Genomic DNA, 12,779 nt, shown 5'->3' on the forward strand with positions numbered 1-12,779 from the left:
CTTACCCGAGTTCATGACCGCGGTCAATTTTCCGGCGCGGGGCACGCTCCGAGAATGCGTCGCCCACCCGCAAAAAACGGCGCGGAGCAAGAACCAAACTCTCATCGGCGGCAGCCCAGGTAACCAGGAGACATCGGATGGAAAAGACAGTTGACGCGGTCGTGCCCGCGTCCAGCGCGTCGATCGGCGGCGCGCATGCGGGCGCAACCCACGGGGCGGGATTCCGCTGGGCCCAGCTTGTCATGGGCATCATCTGCATGGCGATGATCGCCAACCTGCAGTACGGCTGGACCCTCTTCGTCAACCCGATCGCGGACAAATACCACTGGACCCGGGCGGCCATCCAGGTCGCCTTCACGATCTTCGTGCTGACGGAGACGTGGCTGGTGCCGATCGAGGGCTGGCTCGTCGACAAGTACGGCCCGCGCGTCGTCGTCATGGGCGGCGGCATCCTGGCCGGCATCGGCTGGGTCATCAACGCGCACGCCGACACGCTGACGCTGCTGTACATCGGCGCGGCCGTGGGCGGCATCGGCGCCGGCGCCGTGTACGGCACCTGCGTGGGCAACGCGCTCAAGTGGTTCCCGGACCGCCGCGGCCTCGCCGCCGGCCTGACCGCCGCCGGCTTCGGCGCCGGTTCCGCGCTGACCGTGGTGCCGATCTCGATGTACATCGCGTCGCACGGCTACGAAGCGGCCTTCCTGTACTTCGGCATCGGCCAGGGCCTGATCATCTTCGTGCTGTCGTGGTTCCTGGCCCGCGCGCCGGAGCACAAGAAGTCCTCCGTCTCCACCAACGCCCGCGTGCAGCAGACCCGCAAGGAATACTCCACCGGCGAGATGGTGCGCAAGCCCGTGTTCTGGGTCATGTACCTGATGTTCGTGATGGTCGCGGCCGGCGGCCTGATGGCCACCGCGCAGCTCGCGCCGATCGCCAAGGACTTCAAGATCGACGGCGTGCCGGTGAACATCATGGGCCTGGTGCTGCCCGCGCTGACCTTCGCGCTGGCCATCGACCGCGTGCTCAACGGCCTGACGCGTCCCTTCTTCGGCTGGGTGTCGGACCAGATCGGCCGCGAGATGACGATGTTCATCGCCTTCGCCCTCGAGGCCGTCGGCATCCTGGCGCTGTACAAGTTCGGCAGCAACCCGGTGCTGTTCGTGATCCTGACCGGCATGGTGTTCTTCGCCTGGGGCGAGATCTACAGCCTGTTCCCCTCCACCTGCGCGGACACCTTCGGCTCGAAGTACGCCGCCGCCAACGCGGGCCTGCTGTACACGGCCAAGGGCACGGCCTCGCTGCTGGTGCCGCTGTCGAGCGTGCTGACCGCCGCCACCGGCAGCTGGCATGCCGTGTTCATCGTGGCCAGCGTGATGAACGCGATCGCCGCCGCGCTTGCCTGGTTCGTGCTGCGCCCAATGCGCCGCGCGCACATGGAGCAGTCCGCACGCGAAGCGTGAAGCGGTCGTGACAAAGCGAAACGGGCGCCTCGGCGCCCGTTTTTCTTTGATGCGAACTTCCGGACGCAGAGGACGCGAAGGGTACGCAGAGGACGCAAAAAAGACAGAGAAAACTTTAGAAGGTTTTCTTTGCGTCCTCTGCGTACCCTTTGCGTCCTCTGCGTCCGGCTGTCCGCTTTCTCCCCGTTCAGATCTTCCCGCGCGACTTCAGGCGGCTCAGCGTCTCCGCGGACAGGTTCAGGTAAGACGCAAGTTCCTTCTTCGGCAGCCGCTCTTCCAGCTCCGGGTGCTTGCGCAGGAAGCGCTTGACCCGGCCCGGTGCATCGAGCAGGTGCAAGGTGATGGTGTGCGCCATGATGTCGCTCATGTGGTGCATCACCTCGTACTCGAAGGTCTGCTTCACGCCCGGGTGGCGCTCGATGAAGGCCACCCACTCGCGCAGCGGCAGCTTGGCCACGCGGGCCTTGGTCACGCACACGATGCTGTACGGCGCGGGCGTGCCCAGCCGCCAGGCGGCGTAGCTCGTCTCCATCTGCCCTTCCTCGGCGAAGCGCAGGATCATCTCCTTGGCCTCGCGGTTCGCCACGACGCGCTTGAGGATCCCCTCGAGGATGAAGTACTGCTCCATCTCGTGCACGCCCTGGTTCAGCAGGGCTTCGCCCTTCTGGCAATCCACCACCACCAGCAGGGGTTCCAGCTCCGCGATCTGGGCCGCGGTCATTCCCTTGAGCACCACGTTGTGCGCGAGCTGCACCCGGATGACGTTGCGCTCGGGATGTTGTTCTATCGATGACATGGGCTGGTAACCGAGGGAATCCCCTCAATGCATTTTTTCGAAACTTGACCGCAGTCAAGCGGGTTTCCGGAGGGCGACTTCTACCATTCTCGCACTCCCAAAACCCGGACCTTCACTGGACGCTTGACCATGACCACCGATACGCAGGATCGCGAAACGACCGACGGCTTCCATCTCGTCATCGACGCGCTGAAGCTCAACGACATCGACACGATCTTCGCCCTTCCCGGCATCCCGATCACCGATTTCCTGCGCATGGCGCAAGCGGACGGCCTGAAGGTCATCTCCTTCCGCCACGAGCAGCACGCCGGCAACGCCGCCGCCGCCGCGGGCTTCATCACGGGCAAGCCGGGCATCTGCTTCACGGTGTCCGCTCCCGGCTTCCTCAACGGCCTGACCGCGCTGGCCAACGCCACCACCAACTGCTTCCCGATGATCCTGATCTCGGGCTCTTCCGAGCGCGAGGTCGTCGACCTGCAGCAGGGCGACTACGAGGAGATGGACCAGCTGGCCATCGCCAAGCCCCTGTGCAAGGCCGCCTTCCGCGTGCTGCACGCCGAGGACATCGGCGTGGGCATCGCGCGCGCCATCCGCGCCGCCGTCTCCGGCCGCCCCGGCGGCGTCTACCTCGACCTGCCCGCCAAGCTGTTCGCGCAGTCCATGGACAAGGAAGCCGGCCGCAAGTCGCTGATCAAGGTCGTCGATCCCGCGCCGAAGCAGCTGCCCGCCCCCGACGCGATCAAGCGCGCGGTCGACCTGCTCAAGGGCGCCAAGAAGCCGCTGATCATCCTGGGCAAGGGTGCCGCCTACGCGCAGGCCGATGCCGAGATCAAGAGCTTCGTCGAGAAGAGCGGCATCCCCTACCTGCCGATGTCCATGGCCAAGGGCCTGCTGCCGGACAACCACAACCAGTCCGCGTCCGCCGCCCGCTCCTACGTGCTGGCCGAAGCCGACGTGGTGATGCTGGTGGGCGCGCGCCTGAACTGGCTGCTGTCGCACGGCAAGGGCAAGACCTGGGGCGCCGGCGCTTCCAAGGAAGCCGGCAAGCAGCAGTTCATCCAGATCGACATCTCCCCGACCGAAGCCGACAGCAACGTCGCCATCGCCGCGCCGCTGGTGGGTGACGTCGGCTCCTGCATCTCCGCGCTGAACCAGGCCATCGCCTCCGGCTGGAGCAAGCCGCCGTCCGACTGGACGGGCGCGATCGCCGAGCGCAAGGACAAGAACCTGACCAAGATGCAGGAGACCCTGTCCAAGAACCCGCCGGTGATGAACTTCCACAGCGCCCTGAACGTGATCCGCAACACGGTCAAGGACAACCCGAAGGCCTACCTGGTCAACGAAGGCGCCAACGCGCTGGACTTCACCCGCTCGATCGTCGACATGTACGAGCCGCGCCGCCGCCTCGACGTGGGCACCTGGGGCATCATGGGCATCGGCATGGGCTTCGCCGTCGCTGCCGCCGCCGTCACCGGCGAGCAGGTGATCGCGGTGGAAGGCGACAGCGCCTTCGGCTTCAGCGGCATGGAAGTCGAGACGATCTGCCGCTACAACCTGCCGGTGTGCGTCGTCGTGATGAACAACAACGGCATCTACAAGGGCACGGACGTCAACCCGCGCGGCGACGCGATGGCGCCCACGCAGTTCGTGAAGAACGCGCGCTACGACATGATGATGCAGGCCTTCGGCGGCGTCGGCGTGGTGGCGAAGAACCCCGAGGAACTCGACCGCGCGCTGAAGGAGGCCATCGCCTCCCGCAAGCCGACGCTGATCAACGCGATGATCGACGAATCGGCCGGCACCGAGTCCGGCCGCATCACCAGCCTGAACCCGGCCGCGGCGAAGAAGAAGACGGCCTGAGCACACGACGGACCACCACGACGTCATTCCCGCGCAGGCGGGAATCCAGGGCTCCCGATGCTCGCCGCGCGCGGCGAGTTCCCCGAAAGCCCCGGGTCCCCGCCTCTAGCGGGGACGACGGAACCGAATTCAAAACTCGATAGGACTCACAGACATGGGTAAAGCACTCGACGGCGTCAAGATCCTCGATTTCACGCACGTGCAATCCGGCCCCACGTGCACGCAGCTGCTGGCGTGGTTCGGCGCCGACGTGATCAAGGTGGAGAAGGCGGGCGAAGGCGACGCCACGCGCGGCCAGCTGCGCGACATCCCCGACGTGGACAGCCTCTACTTCACGATGCTGAACCACAACAAGCGCTCCATCACCCTGGACACCAAGAACCCCAAGGGCAAGGAAGTGCTGATCGAGCTGATCAAGCAGTGCGACGTGCTGGTCGAGAACTTCGCCCCCGGCGCGCTGGACCGCATGGGCTTCAGCTGGGAACGCATCCAGCAGATCAACCCGCGCATGATCATGGCCTCCGTCAAGGGTTTCGGCCCCGGCCCGTACGAGGACTGCAAGGTCTACGAGAACGTCGCCCAGTGCGCGGGCGGCGCCGCCTCCACCACCGGCTTCGACGACGGCCCCCCGCTGGTGACCGGCGCGCAGATCGGTGACTCCGGCACCGGCCTGCACCTGGCCCTGGGCATCGTCACCGCCCTGTTCCAGCGCGAGAAGACCGGCCGCGGCCAGAAGGTGCTGGCCGCCATGCAGGACGCCGTGCTGAACCTGTGCCGCGTGAAGCTGCGCGACCAGCAGCGCCTGGAGCGCAAGAAGGTGCTGGAAGAGTACCCGCAGTTCCCCGAGGGCGAGTTCGGCGAGGCCGTGCCGCGTGCGGGCAACGCCTCGGGCGGCGGCCAGCCGGGCTGGATCCTCAAGTGCAAGGGCTGGCAGCACGATCCCAACGCCTACATCTACTTCATCACCCAGGCGCCCGTGTGGGCCGCGATCTGCAAGGTGATCGGCGAGGAGACCTGGATCACCGATCCGAGCTACTCCACGCCCAAGGCGCGCCTGCCGCACCTGAAGACCATCTTCTCGCGCATCGAGGAGTGGACCAAGACCAAGACCAAGTTCGAGGCGATGGAGATCCTGAACAAGTACGACATCCCCTGCGGCCCGATCCTGTCGATGAAGGAAATCGCCGAGGAACCGGCCCTGCGTGCCACCGGCACCGTGGTGGAAGTCGACCACCCGACCCGCGGCAAGTACCTGTCGGTCGGCAACCCGATCAAGCTGTCCGACAGCGAGACCGTAGTGACGCGCTCTCCCCTGCTGGGCGAGCACACCGAGGAAGTCCTGGCGCAACTGGGCTACAAGCCCGACCAGATCGAAGAACTGCGCGCGGCCAAGGTCATCTGACCGCCGCCTCGAAGCAACAAATTTCAATTTTTCAAGGGGCACAACATGGCCAACTTCCAAGGTGACAAGAGCAAGGTCCGCGCGATCCTGGACGCGGTGAAGAAGGAGGGACGCGATTCCCTCACCGCTCCCGAAGGCAAGCTGATCTGCGACGCGTACGGCATCAACGTGCCGAAGGAAGCGGTCGTCTCCAGCGCCAAGGACGCGATGAGCACCGCTGCGTCCATGGGCTTCCCGGTCGTGATGAAGATCGTCTCGCCCGACATCCTGCACAAGACCGAAGCGGGTGGCGTGGTGGTGGGCGTCAAGAGCGCCGACGACGCCGCGACCGCCTACGACCAGATCATCGCCAACGCCAGGAAGTACAAGGCCGACGCGAAGATCGTGGGCGTGCAGGTGCAGCAGATGATCAAGGGCGGCCAGGAAACCATCATCGGCGCCATGACCGATGGCAGCTTCGGCAAGCTGGTCGCCTTCGGCATGGGCGGCGTGCTGGTCGAAGTCCTGAAGGACGTGACCTTCCGCCTGGCGCCCGCCACGCAGGAAGACGCCGCCTCGATGCTCGATGGCATCCAGGCCGCCGAGATCCTCAAGGGCGTGCGCGGCGCCAAGCCGGTCAACCGCGAAGCGCTGCAGGACACGATCGTGCGCGTGTCGCAACTGGTGTCGGACTTCCCGGAAATCTCCGAGATGGACCTGAACCCGGTGTTCGCCTCCGACGAGGGCGCGATCGCCGCCGACGTGCGCATCGTGGTGAACTTCAACCAGAAGGAAGCGCGCTTCCGTCCCGACGAGAAGAGCGTCGTGGCCTCGATGAACCGCATCATGAAGCCCAAGGCGGTGGCGGTGATCGGCGCGTCGGACCAGGCCGGCAAGATCGGCAACTCCGTGATGAAGAACCTCATCAACGGCGGCTACCAGGGCAAGATCTACCCGATCACGCCCAAGGGCGGCGAGATCATGGGCCTGCAGGCCTACAAGAGCGTGAAGGACGTGCCGGGCGAGATTGACACGGCGGTGTTCGCGATCCCCGCGCCGCTGGTCGCCGGCGCGCTCAAGGAGTGCGGCGAGAAGAAGATCGCCGGCGCCGTGCTGATCCCCTCCGGTTTCGGCGAGACGGGCAACGTCGAAGGCCAGGAAGAACTGCAGCGCATCGGGCGCGAGTACAACATCCGCCTGATGGGCCCGAACATCTACGGCTTCTACTACACGCCCGCCAACCTCTGCGCCACCTTCTGCACGGCCTACGACGTCAAGGGCTCCACCGCCCTGTCCTCGCAGTCCGGCGGCATCGGCATGGCCATCATCGGCTTCTCGCGCAGCGCCAAGATGGGCGTGTCGGCGATCGTCGGCCTGGGCAACAAGTCCGACATCGACGAAGACGACCTGCTGATGTTCTTCGAGCAGGACGAGAACACCAAGGTGATCGCCCAGCACTGCGAAGACCTGAAGGACGGCCGCGCCTTCGCCGAAGTCGCCAAGCGCGTCTCCAAGAAGAAGCCCGTGATCGTGCTCAAGGCCGGCCGCACCGAGATGGGCGCCGCCGCTGCCGCCTCGCACACGGGCGCCGTCGCCGGCACCGACAAGATCTATGACGACATCCTGCGCAGCGCCGGCGTGATCCGCGCCAACAGCCTGCGCCAGATGCTGGAGCTGTCGCGCGGCGTGCCGATCCTGCCGACGCCCAAGGGCGAGAACGTGGTGATCATCACCGGCGCCGGCGGCTCCGGCGTGCTGCTGTCCGACGCCTGCGTCGACAACGGCCTGAAGCTGATGAAGCCGATGCCCGACGACCTGGACGCCGCCTTCCGCAAGTTCATCCCGCCGTTCGGCGCCGCGGGCAACCCGGTGGACATCACCGGCGGCGAGCCCCCGATCACCTACGTGAACACGGTGCGCCTGGGCCTGGAAGACGACCGCATCCACGCGCTGATCCTCGGCTACTGGCACACGATCGTGACGCCCCCGATGGTCTTCGCCCGCAACATGGTGCAGGTCGTCAACGAGATGAAGGAAAAGGGCAAGATCAAGCCCGTGGTGGCTTCGCTCGCCGGCGACGTGGAAGTCGAGGAAGCCGCGCAGTACCTGTACGAGAACGGCATCCCGGCCTACGCCTACTCCACCGAGCTGCCGGTGGAAGTGCTGGGTGCGAAGTACAAGTGGGCCCGCGCCGCCGGCCTGCTGAAGAAGTAAGGCGAACGAGATGGCAGGTCAACGCGTCATCCCGATCGCAGCGGCCACCGCGCTCCCCCTGCGGGAGCGCAAGCGCCAGGGTCCGAAGGGGCGCAAGCCCACGGACTCGGCCCTGGCCGAGGTGCGGCAGCTGCTCGGTGACGCGTCGCGCCAGCGCGACCTGCTGATCGAGCACCTGCACAAGCTGCAGGACCACTTCGGCCACCTCTCGGCGGCCCATCTCTCGGCGCTGGCGCAGGAGATGCGGCTGGCCCAGTCGGAGGTGTACGAGGTGGCCTCCTTCTACCACCACTTCGACATCGTCAAGGAAGGCGAGGAAGCGCCGCAGGCCCTCACGGTCCGCGTGTGCGACTCGCTGTCCTGCGAGATGGCCGGCTCGCAGCAGCTGCTCGCGAAGCTGCCCGCCATCCTCGGGCGCGACGTGCGCGTGATTCCCGCCCCCTGCATCGGCCGCTGCGAACAGGCACCGGCCGTCGCCGTGGGCCAGAAGCCCGTGGCCTGCGCCACCACCCAGAAGGTCGCGGAGTGCGTCAAGGAGTCCCTCAAGGAGGGCGACGCGAAGCACGAGCCGCAAGGCTACACGGGCCTGTCGCAGTACAAGGCGGCGGGCGGCTACAAGCTGCTTCAGGCGTGCCTGGCGGGCCAGCGCGACGTCGAATCGGTGATCAAGGTCATGGAGGCCTCGGGCCTGCGCGGCCTGGGCGGCGCCGGCTTCCCGGCCGGGCGCAAGTGGCGCATCGTGCGCAACGAGCCCGCGCCCCGGCTGATGGCCGTGAACATCGACGAGGGAGAGCCCGGCACCTTCAAGGACCGCGTCTACCTCGAGCGCGATCCGCACCGTTTCCTCGAAGGCATGCTGATCGCCGCCTGGGCGGTGGGCATCGCCGGCATCTACATCTACCTGCGCGACGAATACCACGGCTGCCGGCAACTGCTGGAGCAGGAACTCGCGCGGCTGAAGGCCGACCCCATCGCGAAGGACCTGCCGTCCATCGAGCTGCGGCGCGGCGCCGGCGCCTACATCTGCGGCGAAGAGTCCGCGATGATCGAGTCGATCGAAGGCAAGCGCGGCATGCCGCGGCTGCGTCCGCCCTATGTGGCGCAGGTCGGCCTGTTCGGGCGGCCCACGCTGGAACACAACTTCGAGACGCTGTACTGGGTGCGCGACCTCATCGAGAAGGGCCCCGAGTGGTTCTCCTCCAAGGGGGCCAACGGCCGCAAGGGCCTGCGCTCCTTCTCCGTCTCCGGCCGCGTGCGCGAGCCGGGCGTGAAGCTGGCCCCGGCCGGCATCACGATCCAGGAGCTGATCGACGAGCACTGCGGCGGCATGGCCGACGGCCACAGGTTCTATGCGTACCTGCCGGGTGGCGCCTCGGGCGGCATCCTGCCGGCGAGCCTGAACAACCTGCCGCTGGACTTCGACACGCTGCAGGCCTACGGCTGCTTCATCGGCTCGGCCGCGATCGTGGTGCTGTCGGACAAGGATTCGGCGGTGGGCGCGGCGCGCAACCTGATGCGCTTCTTCCGCGACGAATCCTGCGGCCAGTGCACGCCATGCCGCGCCGGCACGGCCAAGGCGCTGGCGCTGATCAACGCCCCGAAATGGGACCTGCCCCTGCTGGCCGAGCTCTCGCAGGTGATGCGCGACGCCTCGATCTGCGGCCTGGGGCAAGCGGCCCCGAACCCGGTAGATTGCGTGATCAAGTACTTCCCGCACGAGCTGGCGTGAACAACCGAACAGCCGGACGCAGAGGACGCGAAAGATACGCAGAGGACGCAAAAAAGACAAAGAAGACTCTAGAAGGTTTTCTTTTGCGTCCTCTGCGTACCTTTTGCGTCCTCTGCGTCCGGTAGTCCGTTTTCCGGTCTTTCAGGAACACACAACATGAACGCCGTCACCCGCGCCGAACTGGCGCAGATCGAAGCCCCCACCGTCAAGTTCTCCTTGAACGGCAAGCAGGTCGAGGCGCGCGCCAACGAGACGGTGCTGCAGGTCGCCGACCGCGAGGGCGTGGAGATCCCGCGCCTTTGCTACAAGCCGGGCCTGGATACCGCCGGCAACTGCCGCTGCTGCATGGTGGAGGTCAAGGGCGAACGCACCCTGGCCCCGAGCTGCTGCCGCACGCCCACGCCCGGCATGGAAGTCACCACCGACAGCCCGCGCGCCATCGCCTCGCAGAAGATGGTGCTGGAACTGCTGCAGTCGGACATGCCCGAGGCGGAGTACACCCGCAACAACGAGCTGGACCAGTGGTCCGCCAAGCTGAACGTCGGCAAGCCGCGCTTCGCCTCGCGCGGCAACATGGGGCCGGACCTCTCGCATCCCGCCATCGCCGTCAACCTCGACGCCTGCATCCAGTGCACGCGCTGCCTGCGTGCCTGCCGCGACGAGCAGGTCAACGACGTGATCGGCCTGGCCTTCCGCGGCGAGCACGCCAAGATCGTGTTCGACATGGACGACCCGATGGGCGTCTCCACCTGCGTGGCCTGCGGCGAGTGCGTGCAGGCCTGCCCCACCGGCGCGCTGATGCCCGCGCGCGGCGCTGGCCTGGTCGTCCCCGACAAGCAGGTCGACTCGGTCTGCCCGTACTGCGGCGTGGGCTGCCAGCTCACCTACAACGTCAAGGACAACAAGATCCTGTTCGTGGAGGGCCGCGACGGCCCCGCGAACCACGGCCGGCTGTGCGTCAAGGGCCGCTACGGCTTCGACTACGCGCACCACCCGCACCGCCTGACCACGCCCCTGATCCGCCGCGCCGATGCGCCCAAGGATCCGAAGATCGTGCTGGACCCGGACCGCGTGCACGAGGTGTTCCGCGAGGCGACCTGGGAAGAAGCCCTGGCGCTGGCCGGCAGCAAGCTCAAGGGCATCCGCGACACCAGGGGCCCGAAGGCGCTGGTCGGCTTCGGCTCCGCCAAGGGGTCGAACGAAGAGGCCTACCTGTTCCAGAAGCTGGTGCGCACCGGCTTCGGCAGCAACAACGTGGACCACTGCACGCGCCTGTGCCATGCGTCCTCGGTCGCCGCGCTGCTGGAAGGCATCGGCTCCGGCGCCGTGTCCAACCCCGTGATGGACGTGACGCAGGCCGAAGTGATCGTCGTCATCGGCTCCAATCCGACCGTGAACCACCCGGTGGCCGCCACCTGGATGAAGAACGCGGTGAAGAACGGCGCCAAGCTGGTGATCATGGATCCGCGCAAGGGCGAACTGACCCGCCTGGCGTGGCGCCACATGCAGTTCAAGCCCGACACCGACGTCGCCATGCTCAACGCGATGATGCACGTCATCGTCCACGAGGGGCTGGTCGACGAGGCCTTCATCGCGTCGCGCACCATCGGCTACGACGAGCTGAAGAAGAACCTGCTGGGTTACAGCCCCGAGGAAATGGCGCCCGTGTGCGGCGTGCCCGCCGAGACGCTGCGCGAAGTGGCGCGCACCTTCGCGACCTCCCGCGCTTCCATGATCCTGTGGGGCATGGGCGTGTCGCAGCACGTGCACGGCACCGACAACGCGCGCTGCCTGATCGCGCTGTCGCTGATGACGGGCCAGATCGGCCGTCCCGGCACGGGCCTGCATCCCCTGCGCGGCCAGAACAACGTGCAGGGCGCGTCCGACGCCGGCCTGATCCCGATGATGTTCCCCGACTACCAGAAGGTCGTGGAGCCCGAGGTGCGCGCGCGGTTCGAGCAGCACTGGAAGCTCAAGCCCGGCACGCTGGACGACAAGCCCGGCCTGACCGTGATCGAGGTGATGCACGCGATCGTCGAGGGCAAGGTGAGCGGCATGTACATCATGGGCGAGAACCCCGCGATGTCCGACCCCGACGCCGACCATGCGCGCGAGGCGCTGGCCAAGCTGGACCACCTGGTCGTGCAGGACATCTTCCTGACCGAGACGGCCGCCTTCGCGGACGTGGTGCTGCCCGCCAGCGCCTTCCCGGAGAAGACCGGCACCTTCACCAACACGGACCGGCTGGTGCAGCTGGGCCGCCAGGCGATCGACCCGCCCGGCGATGCGAAGCAGGACCTGTGGATCATCCAGGAGATCGCCCGCCGCATCGGCCTGGAGTGGAACTACCGCCACGTGTCCGAGGTGTTCGACGAAATGCGGCACACCATGCCCAGCATCGCCGGCATCACCTGGGACCGCCTGGAGCGCGAGCACTCGGTCACCTATCCCTGCACGAAGGAAGGCGACCCGGGCGAGTCGGTGGTGTTCATCGACGACTTCCCGCGCGAGGGGGGCAAGGCGCGCTTCGTGCCGGCCGACATCATCCCCGCGGCCGAGCGCCCCGACACGCAGTACCCCATGGTGCTGATCACGGGCCGCCAGCTCGAACACTGGCACACCGGCAGCATGACGCGCCGCGCCTCGGTGCTCGACGCGATCGAGCCGGATCCGGTGGCGCTGGTGCACCCGCTCGACATCGCCGGGCTGGGCGTCAAGCCCGGCGAGCTGATCACGATCGAGTCGCGCCGCGGCAAGGTCTCGCTGTACGCGCGGGCCGACGACGGCACGCCGCGCGGTTCCGTGTTCGTGCCCTTCTGCTACTACGAGGCGGCCATCAACAAGGTGACGAACGACAAGTTCGACCCGGTGGCGAAGATCCCGGAGCTGAAGTACTGCGCGATCCGGGTGACGGCGGGCGGAACGGCGCCGGAGCAGGTGAGCTTCGGCGGCGGCCAGATCCTGCGCAAGGTCGCGGAGCAAGCCGCGTAACGCGCGGCGCCACCGAGTTACCCCGTATGCCCGCGCAGCCGGGCATCCAGGGCTTCACCAGGCGCCGCACCGCGGCGCCTTTTTCATGGGCGCCCCGCGGGGCGGAGCAGGAGGAACCGACATGTCCGCCATCACCCTGCAATCCACCCTCACTTGTCCGCAGTGCGGCCACGCGAAGACGGAAACCATGCCCACCGACGCGTGCCAGTGGTTCTACGAGTGCGAGCACTGCCACGTGGTGCTGCGCCCCAAGCCGGGTGACTGCTGCGTGTTCTGCTCCTACGGCACGCAGAAATGTCCGCCGCGCCAGGCGGATCCGCAGGGCTGCTGCGGCCCGTAGGCGGCCCG

The 12,779-nt window shown here is 67.0% G+C and carries 8 protein-coding genes; 7 read left to right on the forward strand and 1 reads right to left on the reverse strand.

Going from position 1 to position 12,779, the window contains the following annotated elements:
• Nucleotides 1-242 precede the first annotated feature (242 nt).
• Nucleotides 243-1,460 carry an oxalate/formate MFS antiporter gene (gene oxlT / locus WG923_RS17890; protein ID WP_445322943.1) on the forward strand — a complete coding sequence of 406 codons (1,218 nt, stop codon included), beginning with the start codon at nt 243-245 and terminating at the stop codon, nt 1,458-1,460.
• A 187-nt stretch (nt 1,461-1,647) separates the two neighbouring features.
• Here the strand turns inward: oxlT and WG923_RS17895 are convergent, their stop codons facing one another.
• Nucleotides 1,648-2,256 carry a Crp/Fnr family transcriptional regulator gene (locus WG923_RS17895; protein ID WP_340352338.1) on the reverse strand — a complete coding sequence of 203 codons (609 nt, stop codon included), beginning with the start codon at nt 2,254-2,256 and terminating at the stop codon, nt 1,648-1,650.
• A 129-nt stretch (nt 2,257-2,385) separates the two neighbouring features.
• On the opposite strand from WG923_RS17895, the gene oxc reads away from it, so the two are divergent.
• The 6 genes from oxc to WG923_RS17925 all read left to right on the forward strand — a co-directional run bounded on the left by oxc (nt 2,386) and on the right by WG923_RS17925 (nt 12,771).
• Nucleotides 2,386-4,116 (forward strand): oxalyl-CoA decarboxylase, encoded by a 1,731-nt coding sequence (gene oxc, locus WG923_RS17900; protein WP_340352339.1) that lies wholly within the window; start codon nt 2,386-2,388, stop codon nt 4,114-4,116.
• 154 nt (nt 4,117-4,270) lie between these two features.
• Nucleotides 4,271-5,518, forward strand: a complete 1,248-nt coding sequence (gene frc, locus WG923_RS17905; RefSeq protein WP_340352340.1) for a formyl-CoA transferase — start codon at nt 4,271-4,273, stop codon at nt 5,516-5,518.
• 45 nt (nt 5,519-5,563) lie between these two features.
• Complete coding sequence (locus WG923_RS17910; protein ID WP_340352341.1) at nt 5,564-7,711, forward strand: acetate--CoA ligase family protein; 2,148 nt, start codon at nt 5,564-5,566, stop codon at nt 7,709-7,711.
• Nucleotides 7,712-7,721: 10 nt separating this feature from the next.
• On the forward strand, nt 7,722-9,440 hold the full coding sequence (locus WG923_RS17915; protein WP_340352342.1) for an NAD(P)H-dependent oxidoreductase subunit E: 1,719 nt from the start codon (nt 7,722-7,724) through the stop codon (nt 9,438-9,440).
• Nucleotides 9,441-9,596: 156 nt separating this feature from the next.
• Nucleotides 9,597-12,431 (forward strand): formate dehydrogenase subunit alpha, encoded by a 2,835-nt coding sequence (gene fdhF, locus WG923_RS17920; protein WP_340352343.1) that lies wholly within the window; start codon nt 9,597-9,599, stop codon nt 12,429-12,431.
• Nucleotides 12,432-12,552: 121 nt separating this feature from the next.
• Nucleotides 12,553-12,771: a GDCCVxC domain-containing (seleno)protein gene (locus tag WG923_RS17925; protein ID WP_340352344.1), complete on the forward strand. Its 219-nt coding sequence runs from the start codon at nt 12,553-12,555 to the stop codon at nt 12,769-12,771.
• The last annotated feature ends 8 nt before the right edge of the window (nt 12,772-12,779 follow it).

The sequence above is a fragment of the Ramlibacter sp. AN1133 genome, assembly GCF_037890035.1.
In the GTDB taxonomy this organism is placed as follows: domain Bacteria; phylum Pseudomonadota; class Gammaproteobacteria; order Burkholderiales; family Burkholderiaceae_C; genus Ramlibacter.